Here is a 16,186-nt window from a genome sequence, read left to right on the forward strand (position 1 = left end):
ATGGACTCGGGCGTCGGCGGCCTCACGGTCGCCCGCGCGATCATGGACCAGTTGCCGGGCGAGTCGATCCACTACATCGGCGACACGGCTCACGGTCCCTACGGGCCGCTACCGATCGCGCAGGCGCGCAAGCACGCCCTGGAGATCTGCGACCGGCTCGTGGACGAGGGCGCGAAGATGCTGGTGATCGCGTGCAACACCGCGTCCGCCGCCTGCTTCCGCGACGCCCGTGAACGCTACGACGTGCCGGTGGTCGAGGTGATCCTCCCGGCGGTGCGGCGCGCGGTGACGACGACCCGCAGCGGCCGCGTCGGCGTGATCGCGACGGTCGGCACGATCAACTCGCACGCCTACCAGGACTCGTTCCAGGCCGCGCGCGACGTGACGGTGACGGCGGCGGCGTGCCCGCGGTTCGTCGACTTCGTGGAGCGCGGCATCACCTCCGGCCGGCAGGTGCTCGGGCTGGCGCAGGCCTACCTGGAACCGTTGCAGCGCGCCGAGGTCGACACGGTCGTGCTGGGCTGCACGCACTACCCGTTGCTGACGGGCGTGATCCAGATCGTCATGGGCCAGCACGTGACGCTGGTGTCGAGCGCCGAGGAGACGGTGAAGGACGTCGTGCGGCTGCTGACCGAGCGCGACGAGTTCGCCACCTCCGGGCCGGCCCTGCACCGGGTGACGTGCACCGGCCCGCCCGAGCGGTTCGCGAAGCTCGCGGCCCGCTTCCTGCCGACCTTCGAACAGTGGGGCTGATGTGCTGCTGACCGTCCTCGGCTGCTCCGGCAGCATTCCCGGGCCAGGCGCGGCGGCGTCGGGGTATCTGCTGGAGGCCGACGGGTTCACGCTGGCGCTGGAGTTCGGCAACGGGGTGCTGTCGCGGTTCCAGGAGGAGCGGCCGCTGTTCTCGATGGACGCGCTGGTGCTCTCGCACCTGCACCCGGACCACTGCATCGACGTGTCTTCCCTGTACGTGGCAAGGAAGTACCACCCTGTTCCGCCCTCGGGGACGTTGCCCGTCCACGCGCCCGCCGACGCGCACTCGCGGTTCGCCGCCGCCTACGCGCCGAACGAGGCCGAGCGGTCGTCGCTGGACATGAGCGACGTCTTCTCCTTCCACGGCCTGGGTTCGCGGGTGGAGATCGGACCGTTCACCGTGGACTCCGCCGTGGTCGCACATCCTTGCGAGGCCTACGGGTTCCGGATCTCGTGCGGCGGGGTGACGCTGGCGTACACCGGGGACAGCGGGCCCTGCGCCGCGCTGGACTCCCTGGCGTCCGGCGTCGACGTGCTGCTGAGCGAGGCGAGCTGGACGCACGCCCCCGACCGGCAGCCGGATCTGCACCTGTCCGGGCGCGAGGCGGGGGAACTGGCCGCGCGAGCGGGGGCCGGGCGGCTGCTGGTCACGCACGTGCCGCCGTGGACGTCGCGCGAGGACGTGCTGGAGGAGGCCCGGTCGGCGTTCGGCGGGCCCAGTGAGCTGGTCGTGCAGGGCGGCCGGTACGAGGTGGGGGAGCGGACATGATCAACCTGGAGCGCGTCGGCGAGCACGAGTTCGTCGCTTCCAACGGGCGCGGTGCGTCGGTGCGGATCGGCCGCAAGGACCAGGAGGGCTCGTTCAGCCCGGTCGAACTGCTGGTCGCGGCCGCCGCCGGGTGCGCCGTGGTGACGTCGGAGACGTTGATCCTGCGCAGAACCGGCGGCGATCAGCTGACAGCGGAGGCGGACGCCGTCCAGTCGGAGAGCGGCAACGAGGTGATCTCCATCCCGGTGACGCTCTCGTACGACCTGTCCGCAGTGGACGACCCGGAGGCGCTGGAAACCGTCGTCCGGCGCGCCGTGGAGCAGTTCTGCACGGTCACGCGGACGTTGAAGCAGTCGGCGACGTCGCCGCTTCAGCTCCCGACGCCGCTCCAGACGGCTTCCGAACCGCTGTGACCGGCGCGCACGGTCTGCACCGTCGTCCCGATCGCGAGCAGCACGACCAGCACGGACACCACGACTGAGAGCACCCGCCACGTCTTCGTGGTGGGTGCCTCCGCCTGGCGTTCGCGGTCCGCGAGCCGGCCCGCGACCAGCAGCGCGATCACCGCGACGCCGAACCCGAGCGCGATCGGCAGCAGCGTGGTGCCGAGGTCGGCGTGCGTCTGGATGGCGGGGTTCTGCACGCCGTTGTCCTGCAGCGCCGCCTGCAGGTCCTCGCCGGCCTGCTTGGCCATCGGGACCGCCGCGACGCCTGCCAGCGTGACCCCCAGAACGGGCCACGCGTACCGGCGCCGCCAGGCCGGGACCAGCGCGATCGCGACCGAACTGAGCGCCGCGAGAGGCAACAGCACGACCACCGCGTGCACCGTCAAGGGGTGAAGCGGAATACCGTCGATCGTCAGCATGTCTCTCCCTACGCCATGGCACTCCGCAGGGTTCATTAGGGTAAGCGCCGTGGTGCGAAGCGATGGCCGAAACGACGACGTGTTGCGTGACATCCGGATCACGCGTGGATATCAGACCTGGCCCGCGGGCTCGGTCCTGATCGAGTTCGGGAACACCCGCGTGCTGTGCGCCGCGAGTGTCACCGAAGGTGTCCCCCGGTGGCGCCAGGGCTCGGGCCTCGGCTGGGTGACCGCCGAGTACGCGATGCTCCCGTCGGCCACGCACAGCCGCAGCGACCGCGAGTCCGTGAAGGGCCGCATCGGCGGCCGCACGCACGAGATCTCGCGCCTCATCGGCCGTTCCCTGCGTGCCTGCATCGACCTGGCGGCGCTGGGTGAGAACACCATCGTCATCGACTGCGACGTCATCCAGGCCGACGGCGGCACCCGCACGGCCGCGATCACCGGCGCGTACGTCGCGCTGGCCGACGCGGTGACGTACCTGGGCGCGGCAGGCCGCCTGGCCGACCCGTCGCCGCTGTCGTGCGCGGTGTCCGCGGTGTCGGTCGGCGTGGTCGACGGCCGCGTGCGTCTCGACCTGCCGTACGAGGAGGACTCGCGCGCGGAGGTCGACATGAACGTCGTCGCCACCGACGCGGGCACGCTGATCGAGGTCCAGGGCACCGGCGAGGGCGCGACGTTCGCCCGGTCCACTTTGGACCGCATGCTCGACATCGCCCTGCAGGGCTGCGCCGAACTGAACCGCCTCCAGGCCGCCGCCCTCGCCCAGCCGTACCCCGGCATCCTGCCGGAGCCCAAGGCGGGCAAGCGATGAAGCTGCTTCTGGCCTCCCGCAACGCGAAGAAGCTCCGCGAACTCCAGCGCATCGTCGTCGCCGAGGACCTGTCCGGCATCGAGGTGCTGTCCCTGTCGGACGTGCCGGAGTTCCCGGAGGCCCCCGAGACCGCACCCGACTTCGAGGGCAACGCCGTGGCCAAGGCCCGCGACGCCGCCCTGGCCACCGGCCTGGTCTCCATCGCGGACGACTCCGGCCTCGCCGTCGACGAGCTCAACGGCATGCCCGGCGTCCTGTCCGCCCGCTGGTCGGGCCGCCACGGCGACGACGACGCCAACCTCGACCTGCTGCTGGCCCAGCTCGGCGACGTGCCGGACGAGCGCCGCGGCGCCGCCTTCGTCTCGGTGGTCGCCCTCGTGGTGCCCGGCGGCGAAGAGGTCGTCGTGCGCGGCGAGTGGCGCGGCACGTTGCTGCGGGCCCGTCGTGGCACCAACGGCTTCGGCTACGACCCGATCTTCGTGCCCGAGGGGTACGAGATCACCTCAGCCGAGATGACGGCGGAGCAGAAGGACGCGGAGTCCCACCGGGGGCGCGCCCTGAAGCTCCTCGTCCCGTACCTGCGCAAGCTGGCCTAAGCCGGCGCCGCCACGGTCACACCGTGGCGGCCTGCGCGTGGGACGCGACGGACACGACGCAGACGCCCGCGGCGATCAGCGCCATGCCGGCGAGCATGGCGAGGTTCAGCGGGTCGGCGAACAGGACCCGGCTCGTGATCGCCACCAGGGCGATGCCGGCGCCTGCCCAGATCGCGTACGTGATGGCCACTGGCACGCCCATTCTGATCACGAGCGATTCGAGGTAGAGGGCGGTCAGGAAGCCGGCGCCGAGGCCTGCAGTGGGCCACGGTTTGGTGAAGCCGTCCGAGTATTTGAGGCACAGGGTCGCGAAAACCTCCGCGCCGACGGCGAGGGCGAGCAACATCCACTTGAGCATTGAATTTTCCCAGCACGAAATGCACGCAGCGCTAAGCGTGCGTGTTGAAGAGAACGGTTGACTGTGGGCGAAAAGCCCTGGTCAGCCGCCGCGCGTGGGGAAGTGGACTCGCAAGATGAAATCAGACGGGATGTCGGGGCCGTTAGGTGCCGTCAAACGACACACGGTGTATCACCCTCACCGGAACAGGGGCGGCTTTGTTGCACGCCCTCAGATCCAACATACCTGAAAAAGGGGCCGCCGTCGCAGTGGAAGCGACGACGGCCTCAGTTCGGAGTGGGAGATCAGGCGGGGAGTTCGCGCAGGAGCTTGGCCACGTGGCCGGTGGCGCGGACGTTGTACATGGCCTTGACGATCTTGCCATCCGGGCCGACGAGGAACGTCGAGCGGATGACGCCCTGGACGGTGCGGCCGTAGTTCTGCTTTTCGCCGAAGGCGCCCCACTCGGTCAGGACCTTCTTGTCCGGGTCGCCGAGGAGCGGGAAGGTCAGGCCTTCGGCGTCGCGGAACTTCGCGAGCTTCTCCTGCTTGTCGGGCGAGATGCCGACGACCTCGTAGCCGGAGTCGGCGAGGGCGCCGAGGTTGTCGCGGAAGTCGCAGGCCTGCTTGGTGCAACCCGGGGTGCTCGCGGCCGGGTAGAAGTACACGACCACGGACTTGCCGAGGTAGTCGGACAGGGACACCGGCTTGCCCTCGCTGTCGGGCAGCGTGAACGCGGGCGCGGTGTCACCAGGTTCGAGACGACTGGTCATGCCCCGAAGACTAGGCCTGGCCCTCGAAGACGGTGGGCGCGTCCTGGCCCTGCCCGCCCGGCTGGATGGTCAGCTGCATGCGCACCGGCGACTCGGGCACCGCGAACGCCAGCTGGAGCTGGGTGTCGCGGCCCGGCGGGAGTTCGGCGACGGCGGCGGCGAGGCCGTTGAGGCCCTGCACGGAGTCGACGAGCTCTGCGGCGGGTTCTCCGTCCGCCGTTGCGCGCACGGAGAGCTGAGAGGGCAGGTAGGGGGCCTTGGAGCCGTTGTAGACGGTGATCGTGAAGACGGCGGTGCGCCTGGCCTTCGGGATCGCCGTCTCGGACGGTGCGAGGGAGCGGGGGGCGGAGACCACGACGGACAGGCCCGAGGCCCACACGCGCTGCGTGCCGTAGCCGGCGGCACCGGACGCGCTCGGCGTCTCGGCTCGCTGCTCGACCGTCAGGTTCTCGTCGGGGGTGACGGCGACACTGGGGCCCGCACATCCCGCCACGGCCAGCATCAGGCACAGGCCCGCGGCCGATTTGGCGAACTTCACGAACTCCCCTTTCCCACCCCGGCGGTGGGTGTGAACGACTCACGTCAACTGTGACGGTGCCGAAGAGGGAAGTGCGAACGAAAGAGGCCTCTGAAGCGGACCTGGTGCCGGGACGTGGCCGACTCGTGATGGGCGGCGTGGGCGGCGCCACAGAGTGCGCCGGCCCCACGCCGTCCGTGCGGCCGAGGCCGCGGGTCACGCTAGGGAGCGCGTCGGGGGGCGTGCGCGCTCACACCGATCATCGCCGACTGTGTGCCACGCGCTACAAGCGGAGCCGTTTATCACCCGTTCAGACCAGTGTCAGTCGTACAAAACGTGAAGGTCACGCCTGGGCGACTCACGTATGTGCGGCTGAACGGCCCAGCGACGGCGTCCGTTCGGCCACCTCGCTGAGGAGTTCGAACGAACGCAGACGGTCATCGTGCCCGTGCACGATCGTCGTCACCATGAGCTCGTCGGCCGCCGTCGACTCCATCAACTCGTCCAGGCCGGAGCGGACCGTTGAGGGGGACCCGATGATCTGGCTGGACATGCGGTCCTCGATCACCAGCTCGTCGATCTCGGTGTACGGGTAGTCCGCGGCCTCCTGCGGCGTGGCCAGCGGAGCCGGGCGGCCCTGCCGCAACCGCACGAAGGAGAGCGCTCCCGGACCCGCGATGTAGCGGGCGTGCTCGTCGGTGTCGGCGACGACGACCGAGGCGCACACCATCGCGTACGGCTCGTCGAGCACCTCGGACGGCCGGAAGTGCCGCCGGTACAGGTCGAGCGCGGGCAGCGTGTTCTGCGCGCTGAAGTGGTGGGCGAACGCGAACGGCAGGCCCAGCATGCCCGCCGCCTGCGCGCTGTAGCCGGACGAGCCGAGCAGCCAGATCGGCGGCTTGTTGCCGGCGGCGGGCACGGCGTTGAGCTCGGCGGTGCCCTCGAAGTACTTGATCAGCTCGGTCAGCTCCTGCGGGAAGTTCTCCGCGGACAGACCTGCCTCGGTGCGGCGCAACGCCCGCGCCGTCTTCTGGTCGGTGCCGGGCGCGCGGCCGATGCCGAGGTCGATGCGGCCGGGGTGCAGCGCCTCGAGCATGCCGAACTGCTCGGCCACCACCAGCGGCGCGTGGTTGGGCAGCATGACGCCGCCCGAACCGACGCGGATCGTCTCGGTGGCGTCCGCGATGTGCCCGATCAGCACGGCGGGCGCCGACGAGGCGATGCCCGGCATGTTGTGGTGCTCGGCGAACCAGTAACGGTGGTAGCCGAGGCGTTCTGCCTGCTGAGCGAGCTCCCGCGAGTTCCGCAGCGCGGTCGTCGCGTCCGACCCCGACGTGATGGGGGCGAGGTCTAGAACGGACAGCGGGATCTCAGTGAGACGGCTCATGCATCGATCAACACCGATACTTCGTGACTTCTTCCGTGAGCCTCGTAACTCGTTTCGCGGCCTTCTCGTACGTGGTGCCCTCCGGATGCAGCGTCAGCACCGCGACGATGCTGAACCAGCACGTCCCGGACGTGTGCAGGGCCGGTGACTTGGTGTCGAGGTCCCACTGCACGCGCGGGCGCGGCCTGTCGACGCACGGCTTCGTCGGGTCGCCGAACCCCGACCAGCCCTGCTTGAACGCGGGCTTCCACGTGGCGGACGGCAGCCCGAACGACTGGTCGAACCCGTCCGACGCGCACTTCTCGGCCCGCTGCAGGTGCCCCATGATCGTGTGTCGGACCTTCGGCGACGCTTCCTCCAGCACGTACCGATAGATCTTCACGACGTCCGAGGCGCTCACGGCCGTGTAACCCCACATGCCGCGCTTCTCCGGCGGCCGCGTGTCGTCGAGCTTCAACCGCTCGGCCGTGCGCACGACGAGCTGCTCCCACCCGTTCTCCACCCACAGCTCGCTCGCCGCGTTGTCGTCGCTGACCCGCAGCATGGGTTCGATGCGCGGGTCGTCGCCCCGCGTCTCCAGCTGTTCGATCGCGATCAGGATCTTCACCAGCGAGGCGGATCGGATCGGTTTGTGCACGTCCCGGCCGGTCACCTGGTGCGTGATCCGGTCGTAGACCGCGTAGGAGGCCGTCGGCGCGGGAACGGGCGCCGCAGGGGACATGGGAGCCGCGAGCAACGCCATCGTCAGAGTCAGGTGCACGCTCCCGGAAGCTAGCGGTCACCCGGACCTTTTGCCCGATGTTTCGTGGATCACAGGGTGAGAAGAACCGGCTGCCTCCTTCCGTTGACCGAGATGTGACGGATGTGGTGGTGATCGGCGCGGGACAGGCAGGCCTGTCCGCCTCGTACTTCCTGCAGCGCCGCGGAGTCGGCCACGTGGTGCTGGACGCGAACGACGCTCCCGGAGGCGCCTGGCTGCACCGCTGGCCGAGCCTGCGCATGCGCACCGTGCACGGCATCCACGAGCTGCCCGGCATGCCGTTCGAGCAGCCCTCGCCCGACGAGGCCGCCAACGAGGCCATCCCGTCGTACTTCGCCCGCTACGAACAGCTCTTCGACCTGCCCGTCGTGCGCCCGGTGAACGTCACCCAGGTGGTGAACGACGGCTCGCTGCTCCGGGTCGAGACCACCGGCGGCGTCTGGACCACCCGCGGCCTGATCAACGCGACCGGCACGTGGCGCCGCCCGTTCTGGCCGTACTACCCGGGCCAGGAGACGTTCCAGGGCCGCCAGCTGCACACCGCCGACTACCAGGGGCCCGCCGACTTCGCAGGCAAGCGCGTCGTGGTCGTGGGCGGCGGCGCGTCGGCCACGCAGCTGCTGATGGAACTCGCTCCCTTCGCCGCGGAGACCCGCTGGGTCACGCGGCACGAACCGGTGTGGCGGGAGGGCCCGTTCACCGAGGACTACGGCCGCTGGGTGGTCGGCATGGTCGAGGAACGCGTCCGGGCCGGCCTGATCCCGCGCAGCGTCGTCAGCGTCACCGGCCTGGCGCTGACCGACCAGACGCGCGCCGCCATCGCCTCCGGCGTGCTGGACCGCAGGCCGATGTTCGAGCGGGTCACGCCCACCGGCGTCGAGTGGGCGTCCGGGGAACGCTTCGACGCCGACGTCATCCTGTGGGCCACCGGCTTCCGGCACGACCTGGACCACCTGGCGCCGCTGCACCTGCGTGCCTCCGGCGGAGGGATCCAGGTGGACGGGACCCGTGTGGTGGCCGACCCGCGCGTTCACCTCGTGGGCTACGGGCCCTCGGCCAGCACGATCGGGGCGAACCGGGCCGGGCGCAGTGCCGTCCGCGAGCTGATGGGCTACCTGGAGGGCCTCAAGGTCGCGAGCTGACGCGGCTCTTCGAGAGACGGGTCACCACGAAGATCAGCACAGCCACCACCGCGAGGCCCAGGACCACCTTGGAGCCGATGCCCACGTACTGCTCGACGAGGTGCCAGTTGTCGCCCAGCAGGTAGCCCGCCAGGATCAGGGCCGTGTTCCACAGCAGGCTGCCTGCGGCGGTGTAGGCGAGGAACGGTGCTAATCGCATGCGTTCGACGCCGGCCGGGATCGAGATCAGGCTGCGGAAGACCGGGATCATCCGGCCGAAGAAGACCGCTCGGTAGCCGTTGCGCAGGAACCAGGCCTCTGTCCTGTCCACATCGGACACCCGGACCAGCGGCATGCGGGAGGCGATGCGGCGGACCCGGTCACGCCCCAGCGAGGCGCCGACCCAGTACAGCAGCAGCGCGCCGACGACCGAGCCGAGCGTGGTCCAGAGGATGGCGTCGAGCAGCGACATCTTGCCCTGGGCCGCGGTGAAGCCGGCCAGGGGCAGGAAGACCTCGCTCGGCAGCGGCGGGAACAGGTTCTCCAGCGCGATCGCCAAAGCCGCTCCGGGTGCGCCGGCCGTGTGCATCAGGTCGGTGACCCAGTCGACCAAGTTCATGTCATCCAAGCTACGGACGGCGTGGCGCGGGGACATTGGGGTGAACCGCAAGATTGGGGTGGGGAAAACCCCACCTCTGATGTGGGGGATTCCCACTAGGGGCACCGAATCCCTGTGCTTGTACGGGAAGCGTGGCCGCTCTGCGTGTCATCGCCACCGTACGGAACGCACGGGGTGAGAGTCCTCACGCCGAGCACTGATCATGTCAGGCCATCCACAGAGGATCCGGCGGGCGGCAAAGCGGAACGCCGGCGTCTCGCGCGGCGTGCCATTGGTCCACATCGCGCCGGAAAGGCCTTTCCGGCATTTGGTCGTTTGACTACGATCGGGTTCGATGGCTGACCAGGTGGGGACCTGTGCGTTCTGCGGCACCTCGACCGCCACTTCCCGGCGCAGACACGCCCGGTACTGCTCGAACGCGTGCCGACAGCGGGCGTACCGGCAGCGCGTGCACGAACCCGTTACGGCACTCGACAGTTTCGTCGGCCGCGACGCCGAACTGGCCCGGCTCGGCGGGATCGCCGCGACGCGCGTGCTCACGCTCGTCGGACCGGCGGGCGTCGGGAAGAGCAGGCTGGTCAAGGAGTTCGCCGGAAGCCGGGCGACGTGGGTCGAGCTCGCCCCGGCGCACGACGTTGCGCGCGCCTGTGCGGTGGCGCTCGGTGAGCCGGTCGGCGAGCCCGTGTTGAGCACACTGGTGCACGCGCTGGCGGGCCGCGAGACGCTGCTGGTGCTGGACAACTGCGAACGCGTCGCGGCGGAGTGCGCCGCGCTGCTGGAGCCGTTGCTGCTCGGCTGTCCCGGCCTCACGGTCATCGCGACCAGCCGCGAACCGCTGCGGGTGCCGGGGGAGGTGCTCTTCGCGGTGCAGCCGTTGTCGATCACGGACGCGGTGGAGCTGTTCGCCGACCGCGCCCGCGCGAACCAGGTGGGCCTGCGGCTCGGCGACAGGGACGCACTGGCCGCTCTGTGCGCGCGCCTGGACCGCCTCCCGCTGGCGATCGAGCTCGCGGCCAGGCTGGTGACCCTGTTGCCCGTCAGGGAGGTCCTGGCGCGGCTCGACGACCGGCTGGAGCTGCTCAACCGGGGCAACCGCACCGCCGCAGAACGCCACCGGAGCCTGCGCGCCGCGATCGGGTGGAGCTACGACCGCCTGAGCGCCGACGAGCAGCACGTGTTCCGGTGCATCTCGCAGCGGCCGGGCGGCTTCGGGCTCGACGTCGCGGTCCAGGCCTGCGACCTGCCGTCGGACCGGGTGCTGGTGCTGCTGTCCGCGCTCGTGGCCAAGTCGTTGCTCACGTTCAGCGGGGCCGGCCGGTTCGAGCAGTTCGAGTCGGTCCGGCTCTTCGGCAGGGAACGGCTCGCGGAGCAGTTCGCCGGGGAGGCACCGGGAGCTGATTCGAAGGTGGTCCGCCGCGGGTCAGCCCCTGCGGCGAACCACTGAAAAGTGCTGACCCGGGGTGCGGGGTGTCCCCGTGTCACACCAGCTCTGACGTGGGCGAACGTGCTCCGTGAGCACACTTCGCCCAGGAAGATGGTGAGGTCGGGGGGACTCGAACCCCCACTGGCTGGGACCTAAACCCAGTGCCTCTGCCAATTGGGCTACGACCCCTCGAGTGGAAGCCTATAGGCCCCTCATGTACACGCTCTCCCGGGTCGCGCGAAGCCGCACTCCCGGCCGTCCACTACGGTTGCGGGCAGAACCGCTGCTAGGAGGACATGTGGCTCGCGATCCCGACACCATCCAGCGCGAGATCGAGCAGGCTCGCACCGCGCTGGCCGCCACCCTGGACGAGCTCAGCGAGCGGGCCAGCCCGCAGAAGCTCGTCGAGCAGGGCAAGTCGTCCGTGCTCGACGTGCTGAGCCAGCCCAAGGTCAAGTACACCCTGATCGCGGTCGGCGCCGTGGTCGGCTTCGCGCTGGTGCGCAAGCTCTTCCGCTAGGAAACCCGCACCAACGGCAGGAGCACCTGCTCGACGACCTTCTCCACGAACGGCTCGTCGAGCGGGTCCCCGGTCAGCATCAGCCGGTAGATCAGGGCGGCGCCCGCGATCTCGACCGCCATGCCGCGCGGTGCGTCGGTCCTGAGCTCGCCCCGTTCGGCGGCCCGGTCCAGGATGCCGCGCAGCACGTCGCGCTGCGAGATCAGGAACGTCTCCCGGAACGCCGCCGCCAGTTCGGGCTCGTGCGGCAGTTCGCCGACGAGTGCCTGAGCGGCCTTGCCGATCGGTCCGGAGAGGAACGCGGCGAACGACGAGAGGAACTCGCGCAGGTCTCCGGCCAGCGAGCCGGTGTCCGGTGCCGCGAGGTTCTGCGTGGCGAGCTGGGTGCACGTGTCGATCACGAGATCGAGCTTCGACTCCCACCGCCGGTAGATCGTCGCCTTGCCCGCTCGCGCGCGGGCCGCCACCGCGTCCATCGTGAGGGCCCGGTACCCGACCTCGGCCATCACCTCGAGCGCCGCCTGACGTAAAGCGTCGTCCCTGCTGGCGTCGCGAGGACGGCCTCGCTGGGGAACCCTGCCCTCGTTGAACGCCGCTGTCGACACAGCCATGCCACCTCCTCGTACAAGGCCACGGCTGATGCGTGTCCTCCCCGCCCCTTTGGCGGCACATCCTAGGCGTCCCGCCCCGCTCGCAGGGCGAGCAGCACCCGGTTGTTGCATCGTGTTGAGGTTGGTCGGTCCTGCGCGATGTGGCCCAGAACTCCTACCTTCCGAAGGTCTGGACCAGGCTACCTCGCCGCGCGGCTGACCTTGAGCAGTCGGCATGCGCGTGGGAGGAGCTGGTAGTGTTCTTCGGCAAAACACGTCTTCTCGGGAAGTTCACGGCTGCGGGTCGGCCAAGAGCAGCGGTCAGCGAAGAGCCCAGGACATCGGATGTCTTGGCCTGTGACGGCGCCTCGGAACGCGTCCGGGAGGAGTTCCCGGCCCGAGATCCGCGGATTTCCTGTCGGAAACCTGAAGATCGCGACCGGTTCGGACGAACCCGGGGAGGTCTCAATCGGGTGGTCTTGCTGGCCGTCCTGTCCACAGTGGCCGGTGCGGTCCTGGTCGCCCCCGCCGCCAGGGCGCTGCCGGACGGCCTCGCCCTGACCCCGCCGATGGGCTTCAACAACTGGAACACCACCGCCTGCGGCGCCGAGTTCACCGAGGCCATGGTCAAGGGCATCGCCGACATCTTCGTGTCGAAGGGCCTGAAGGACGCGGGCTACGAGTACGTCAACATCGACGACTGCTGGGCCGAGAAGACCCGTGACGCCGCCGGCAAGCTCGTCCCGAACCGCACCCGGTTCCCCAACGGCATCAAGGCCGTCGCGGACTACGTGCACTCCAAGGGCCTCAAGTTCGGCATCTACACCTCGGCCGGGACCGCGACCTGCGAGAAGGACAACGGCTTCCCCGGCGGCCTCGGGCACGAGGAGTCCGACGCGGAGCAGTTCGCGTCCTGGGGTGTCGACTACCTGAAATACGACAACTGCAACAACCAGGGCGTCGACGCGAAGCAGCGTTACCGCACGATGCGCGACGCCCTGAAGAAGACCGGCCGTCCGATCGTGTTCTCGTTGTGCGAGTGGGGCCAGAACAAGCCGTGGGAGTGGGCCTCCGACACCGGGCACCTCTGGCGCACCACCGGCGACATCGTGGACACCTGGCAGCGCACGATGGAGATCTACGAGGAGAACGTGGTGCTGGACTCCTACGCGGGGCCCGGCCACTGGAACGACCCGGACATGCTCGAAGTCGGCAACGGCCAGATGAGCGCCGTGCAGTACCGCAGCCACTTCTCGCTGTGGGCGATCATGGCCGCGCCGCTGCTGATCGGCTCGGACCTGCGCAAGGCCTCCGCCGACACGTTCGCGATCCTGGAGAACAGGGACGTCATCGCGGTCGACCAGGACCGGCTGGGCGCGCAGGGCAAGCGGATCCGCACCACCGGCAAGGCCGGCGTCGACGTGATCGTGAAGCCGCTGGCGAACGGCGACAAGGCCGTGGCGCTGTTCAACAAGTCCGCGTCCACGCAGACCATCTCGACCTCGCTGGCCGAGATCGGCGTGTCCGGTCCGGCGGTGCTGAAGGACCTCTGGACGAAGTCGTCGCTCACCACGTCCGATGCGATCTCGGCCTCGGTCCCGTCGCACGCCACGGTGATCTACCGCGTCTCGAAGGACGGCCCGGCCACGCCCGGCGGCACCACCGGGTGACGCCTCGCGTCACCTGTGCGTAGTCCCATGAGAACGGCCTGTGACCTGGTGTAACGCCGGTCACAGGCCGTCTGATATCCCGTGCATGAAGGCAACGCGTCTACTCCCTGCCCTCGCGGCGGCCGCCGCGCTGGCGCTCGCGCCGGGTCTGGCGCTCGCCGACCCCGGCAACGGCAAGGGCAACGGGATCACCCACAACCCGAACGTCCCGCCCGGACAGTCCGCGCAGGACACCTCCGTGCCGCAACCGCCGTCGAACGCGGACTTCAGCGGCAACGGCGCGAACGTGTCCGGTCCGTACGACTCGACCCGTGACGGCTCGCCGTCGCAGAACGGGAACGGCACGGGCGAGGCGAACGGCAAGCCGTGCGCCGGCTGCGTCGGCAAGGCCGACAACAAGAACCCCCGCGGCCAGCAGCCGGGTGGCTCGGACGCCAACTCCGGCTACGAGTGCGACTCGAACCACGGCGTGGGCCGCGGCAACCCGGCCCACACGGGCTGCACACCTGCGGAAACGCCTCCGGTGACCACCACCCCGGTGACCACCCCGCCTACCACCACCGCGGTCCCACCGGCGGTCCAGCAGGGCGGAGCCCCACCGGCACCTCAGGCGGCTCCGGCTCCCGAGGCCGCGGAGGACCTGGCGTCCACCGGCTTCGACCTGCTGCCGCTGGGCCTGGCCGGGCTCGTGCTCGTGGGTGGCGGTGGCGCGGCGGTGGTCATGGCCGGCCGGGCCCGGAAACCCTGACCGCGAGGGCGAGCTGGGTCAGGTACCGCTTCACGATCCGGCCGTCGTAGCGCGTGTCGATCAGCCGCCGGACGTCCGCGAGCAACGGGCCGCGGCGCGGCAGCACGATGTGGTTCGAGTACGTGAGAAGCAGGTCCGCGTACTCCTCGGTGCTGTACGCCTGCTCCCACTCGTAGCGGTGGAACTCGGGCTCGCCGAAGAACGGGCTTTCGTCGAACTCGCAGGGGATCGCCGACGCGGGAGATTGCCGCAGGTTCGGTGGCGTGGTGGGATCCCATCGCTCGTAGCACTCCTGCACGTCCACGAAGAACTGCTCGGTGCCGCCCGCGACGTGGTGCGTCGAGATCACGGCCAGCGAGCCGCCCGGACGCAGAGCCGCGGCACAGCGGGCCATCCGGGTGGCGGGGTCGAGCCAGTGGAACGCCGTCGCCGCCACCACCAGGTCGAACGGCTCCGGCAGTCGCCAGACGTCGAAGTCCGCCACGACCACCCGAGCGGCGGGAGCGTGGGAACGGGCGACGGCCGCCAGGCCGGGACTCAGCTCGACCGCCGTCACCTCGCCCAGCGCCGTCAGCGACAGCGTCGCCTGGCCGGTTCCGGGGCCGATCTCCAGGATGCGCGGGCCGGACAGGCGTTCGAACAGCTGCGGCGGATAGGTGGGACGTGCCCGGTGGTACCGGGCCGCGTCCTCGCCGAAGGTGGTGCGCAAACGCTCGCGGTCGGTCACCCGCCGAGTTCAAGCGACCGGGACGGCAGCGCGTCCAGGCCGTTTCGCGCGAACGTCGTCCAGACGCCCCGCAGCGTCTTGGCCAGCACGGGATCCGGTTCCTGACCGGCGAGCATGCCCGCCCCGAGCCAGCCCTCCGGGTCGAACAGGAACGGCAGCTCCATGCAGTGGCACGAGCCCAGCGGGGCATCGGACGGTGCCCCGCTGAACAGGTAGGTGGCGACCCGGCCGCCCGCCGCCGTCCAGTCCTGCGCCAGCTGACGCGCCCCGCCGGCGAAGATCAGCTCGGTCACGGTCTCCCAGTGCGCCGGATCCGGCACGTACGGGCTGCCGTCGTCGGCCGTGTGCCCGACGAGCAGTTCGACGCGTGACGCGGCCGCCGTGAGATCGGCGTCGACCTCCGGCGCGAACGGCATGCTGCCCGACGGAAAGAACTGGGAACCGACGGCAGCGACGGCCGCGACTTGGGCTGCCAGCAGGTCTTCCACGGAGGTGGAGGCGTCGACGGAGATCGCCGCGCGCAAGGCCTCCGTCATCTCCGCGCGTTCGGGGCTGCGGGTGCCCATCGGCGCGCTCTGCATGATCGCGCGGTGGAACAGGCCCTCCGTGTCGGTGAGCATCAGCGCGTACACCGAGTCGCCGCCCGCGGACTGCCCGAAGACCGTCACGTTCGCGGGATCACCGCCGAACGCGGCGACGTTGTCCCGCACCCACCGCAGCGCCACGAACTGGTCGAGCAGGCCGAGGTTGTCGCGCAGGTACCCGAAGACGCCGAGGCGGTAGCTGACGCTGACGACCACGACGCCTTCCGAGGCCAGCAGCCCGGCCTCGTACTTCGTGGACTCGCCACTGCCGGTCACGTACGCGCCGCCGTGGAACCAGACCATCACCGGCAGGCCGGACGCGCCGGCCGGAGCGGTCACCGAGAGCACCTGGCAGTGCTCGTCGAACGAGAGGCCCTCGACCGAGTTGCCGACCACCGGCGCCAGCGCCGACGGAGGCTGCGGGCAGGCGGGGCCGCGCCGCGAGTCGTCGATCACCCCGTCCCAGGCGACGGGGGACGGCGCGATGAAGCGGTCGGCTGTCGCGTAACGGATTCCGCGCGCCCGTACGAGGCCTTCGGCAGTGATCACCCCGCCGATACTAAGCACGAGTAAGCAATTCCACAGCGTCTCGATTCGGCGGGAACGCGGGGAC

General features: G+C 70.2%; 20 protein-coding genes and 1 tRNA gene. 10 read left to right on the forward strand and 11 right to left on the reverse strand.

Annotated elements, in window-relative coordinates; all coding sequences use genetic code 11:
- The 3 genes from murI to AB0M48_RS16200 are packed head-to-tail and all read left to right on the forward strand — an operon-like array spanning position 1 to position 1,935.
- Positions 1-753 (forward strand): glutamate racemase, encoded by a 753-nt coding sequence (gene murI, locus AB0M48_RS16190; protein WP_319986612.1) that lies wholly within the window; start codon positions 1-3, stop codon positions 751-753.
- 1 nt (position 754) lies between these two features.
- Entirely contained in the window at positions 755-1,522 is a 768-nt protein-coding gene (locus AB0M48_RS16195) for an MBL fold metallo-hydrolase (RefSeq protein ID WP_363841816.1), read from the forward strand.
- Positions 1,519-1,935 carry an OsmC family protein gene (locus AB0M48_RS16200; protein WP_363841819.1) on the forward strand — a complete coding sequence of 139 codons (417 nt, stop codon included), beginning with the start codon at positions 1,519-1,521 and terminating at the stop codon, positions 1,933-1,935. Before AB0M48_RS16195 ends, AB0M48_RS16200 begins: the two co-directional genes overlap by 4 nt.
- Here AB0M48_RS16200 and AB0M48_RS16205 read toward each other — a convergent pair.
- Entirely contained in the window at positions 1,893-2,387 is a 495-nt protein-coding gene (locus AB0M48_RS16205) for a DUF2231 domain-containing protein (RefSeq protein ID WP_363841822.1), read from the reverse strand. The genes AB0M48_RS16200 and AB0M48_RS16205 overlap by 43 nt on opposite strands.
- Positions 2,388-2,436: 49 nt before the next feature.
- Between AB0M48_RS16205 and rph the strand changes: the two genes are divergently transcribed.
- Complete coding sequence (gene rph / locus AB0M48_RS16210; RefSeq protein ID WP_363841825.1) at positions 2,437-3,201, forward strand: ribonuclease PH; 765 nt, start codon at positions 2,437-2,439, stop codon at positions 3,199-3,201.
- The gene (gene rdgB, locus AB0M48_RS16215) at positions 3,198-3,797 is read left to right on the forward strand and encodes an RdgB/HAM1 family non-canonical purine NTP pyrophosphatase (RefSeq protein WP_363841828.1); all 600 of its coding nucleotides are present in this window, start codon (positions 3,198-3,200) and stop codon (positions 3,795-3,797) included. Before rph ends, rdgB begins: the two co-directional genes overlap by 4 nt.
- Positions 3,798-3,813: 16 nt before the next feature.
- Here rdgB and AB0M48_RS16220 read toward each other — a convergent pair whose 3' ends face one another.
- The 5 genes from AB0M48_RS16220 to AB0M48_RS16240 form a co-directional block, all read right to left on the reverse strand.
- Positions 3,814-4,155 carry a multidrug efflux SMR transporter gene (locus tag AB0M48_RS16220; protein WP_266039752.1) on the reverse strand — a complete coding sequence of 114 codons (342 nt, stop codon included), beginning with the start codon at positions 4,153-4,155 and terminating at the stop codon, positions 3,814-3,816.
- A 284-nt stretch (positions 4,156-4,439) separates the two neighbouring features.
- Entirely contained in the window at positions 4,440-4,907 is a 468-nt protein-coding gene (bcp, locus tag AB0M48_RS16225; RefSeq protein WP_319986408.1) for a thioredoxin-dependent thiol peroxidase, read from the reverse strand.
- Positions 4,908-4,917: 10 nt separating this feature from the next.
- A complete protein-coding gene (locus AB0M48_RS16230; protein WP_363841833.1) occupies positions 4,918-5,445 on the reverse strand; it encodes a hypothetical protein in 528 nt (175 codons plus the stop codon).
- A gap of 337 nt (positions 5,446-5,782) precedes the next feature.
- The gene (locus tag AB0M48_RS16235) at positions 5,783-6,811 is read right to left on the reverse strand and encodes an LLM class flavin-dependent oxidoreductase (RefSeq protein ID WP_319986406.1); all 1,029 of its coding nucleotides are present in this window, start codon (positions 6,809-6,811) and stop codon (positions 5,783-5,785) included.
- 7 nt (positions 6,812-6,818) lie between these two features.
- Complete coding sequence (locus tag AB0M48_RS16240; protein ID WP_363841837.1) at positions 6,819-7,571, reverse strand: hypothetical protein; 753 nt, start codon at positions 7,569-7,571, stop codon at positions 6,819-6,821.
- Between the two features lie 38 nt (positions 7,572-7,609).
- Here AB0M48_RS16240 and AB0M48_RS16245 point away from each other — a divergent pair, with 38 nt between their 5' ends.
- Entirely contained in the window at positions 7,610-8,713 is a 1,104-nt protein-coding gene (locus AB0M48_RS16245) for an NAD(P)-binding domain-containing protein (protein ID WP_363841840.1), read from the forward strand.
- On the opposite strand, the gene AB0M48_RS16250 is transcribed toward AB0M48_RS16245, so the two are convergent.
- Positions 8,697-9,311, reverse strand: coding sequence for a DedA family protein (locus AB0M48_RS16250; protein ID WP_363841843.1), 615 nt, complete (start codon positions 9,309-9,311; stop codon positions 8,697-8,699). The two genes, AB0M48_RS16245 and AB0M48_RS16250, sit on opposite strands and share 17 nt — an antisense overlap.
- Before the next feature lie 334 nt (positions 9,312-9,645).
- On the opposite strand from AB0M48_RS16250, the gene AB0M48_RS16255 reads away from it, so the two are divergent.
- A complete protein-coding gene (locus tag AB0M48_RS16255; protein WP_363841846.1) occupies positions 9,646-10,755 on the forward strand; it encodes a hypothetical protein in 1,110 nt (369 codons plus the stop codon).
- A gap of 91 nt (positions 10,756-10,846) precedes the next feature.
- Here AB0M48_RS16255 and AB0M48_RS16260 read toward each other — a convergent pair.
- Positions 10,847-10,923, reverse strand: a tRNA-Leu gene (locus AB0M48_RS16260).
- A 109-nt stretch (positions 10,924-11,032) separates the two neighbouring features.
- Between AB0M48_RS16260 and AB0M48_RS16265 the strand changes: the two genes are divergently transcribed.
- On the forward strand, positions 11,033-11,254 hold the full coding sequence (locus AB0M48_RS16265) for a DUF3618 domain-containing protein (protein WP_030479208.1): 222 nt from the start codon (positions 11,033-11,035) through the stop codon (positions 11,252-11,254).
- Here AB0M48_RS16265 and AB0M48_RS16270 read toward each other — a convergent pair.
- Positions 11,251-11,865, reverse strand: coding sequence for a TetR/AcrR family transcriptional regulator (locus AB0M48_RS16270; protein ID WP_363841849.1), 615 nt, complete (start codon positions 11,863-11,865; stop codon positions 11,251-11,253). The two genes, AB0M48_RS16265 and AB0M48_RS16270, sit on opposite strands and share 4 nt — an antisense overlap.
- A 452-nt stretch (positions 11,866-12,317) precedes the next feature.
- Between AB0M48_RS16270 and AB0M48_RS16275 the strand changes: the two genes are divergently transcribed.
- Both AB0M48_RS16275 and AB0M48_RS16280 read left to right on the forward strand, forming a co-directional pair.
- Positions 12,318-13,514, forward strand: coding sequence for a glycoside hydrolase family 27 protein (locus AB0M48_RS16275; protein ID WP_363841852.1), 1,197 nt, complete (start codon positions 12,318-12,320; stop codon positions 13,512-13,514).
- Between the two features lie 85 nt (positions 13,515-13,599).
- Positions 13,600-14,262: a hypothetical protein gene (locus AB0M48_RS16280; protein ID WP_363841855.1), complete on the forward strand. Its 663-nt coding sequence runs from the start codon at positions 13,600-13,602 to the stop codon at positions 14,260-14,262.
- Here AB0M48_RS16280 and AB0M48_RS16285 read toward each other — a convergent pair.
- A complete protein-coding gene (locus AB0M48_RS16285) occupies positions 14,234-14,989 on the reverse strand; it encodes a class I SAM-dependent methyltransferase (protein ID WP_363841858.1) in 756 nt (251 codons plus the stop codon). The genes AB0M48_RS16280 and AB0M48_RS16285 overlap by 29 nt on opposite strands.
- Positions 14,986-16,122 (reverse strand): carboxylesterase family protein, encoded by a 1,137-nt coding sequence (locus AB0M48_RS16290; protein WP_363841861.1) that lies wholly within the window; start codon positions 16,120-16,122, stop codon positions 14,986-14,988. The genes AB0M48_RS16285 and AB0M48_RS16290 overlap by 4 nt, the downstream gene beginning before the upstream one ends.
- Positions 16,123-16,186: the final 64 nt, after the last annotated feature.

The sequence above is a fragment of the Lentzea sp. NPDC051208 genome (assembly GCF_040682435.1).
GTDB lineage: Bacteria > Actinomycetota > Actinomycetes > Mycobacteriales > Pseudonocardiaceae > Lentzea > Lentzea kristufekii.

Bases quoted from the DNA above. Each gene is read 5' to 3' on its own strand.
- AB0M48_RS16255 (WP_363841846.1), top strand. From the start codon at position 9,646: ATGGCTGACCAGGTGGGGACCTGTGCGTTCTGCGGCACCTCGACCGCC.
- AB0M48_RS16280 (WP_363841855.1), top strand. From the start codon at position 13,600: ATGAAGGCAACGCGTCTACTCCCTGCCCTCGCGGCGGCCGCCGCGCTG.
- murI (WP_319986612.1), top strand. From the start codon at position 1: ATGGACTCGGGCGTCGGCGGCCTCACGGTCGCCCGCGCGATCATGGAC.
- AB0M48_RS16250 (WP_363841843.1), bottom strand. From the start codon at position 9,311: ATGAACTTGGTCGACTGGGTCACCGACCTGATGCACACGGCCGGCGCA.
- AB0M48_RS16270 (WP_363841849.1), bottom strand. From the start codon at position 11,865: ATGGCTGTGTCGACAGCGGCGTTCAACGAGGGCAGGGTTCCCCAGCGA.
- bcp (WP_319986408.1), bottom strand. From the start codon at position 4,907: ATGACCAGTCGTCTCGAACCTGGTGACACCGCGCCCGCGTTCACGCTG.
- AB0M48_RS16245 (WP_363841840.1), top strand. From the start codon at position 7,610: ATGTTTCGTGGATCACAGGGTGAGAAGAACCGGCTGCCTCCTTCCGTT.
- AB0M48_RS16220 (WP_266039752.1), bottom strand. From the start codon at position 4,155: ATGCTCAAGTGGATGTTGCTCGCCCTCGCCGTCGGCGCGGAGGTTTTC.
- AB0M48_RS16235 (WP_319986406.1), bottom strand. From the start codon at position 6,811: ATGAGCCGTCTCACTGAGATCCCGCTGTCCGTTCTAGACCTCGCCCCC.
- rdgB (WP_363841828.1), top strand. From the start codon at position 3,198: ATGAAGCTGCTTCTGGCCTCCCGCAACGCGAAGAAGCTCCGCGAACTC.
- AB0M48_RS16205 (WP_363841822.1), bottom strand. From the start codon at position 2,387: ATGCTGACGATCGACGGTATTCCGCTTCACCCCTTGACGGTGCACGCG.
- AB0M48_RS16200 (WP_363841819.1), top strand. From the start codon at position 1,519: ATGATCAACCTGGAGCGCGTCGGCGAGCACGAGTTCGTCGCTTCCAAC.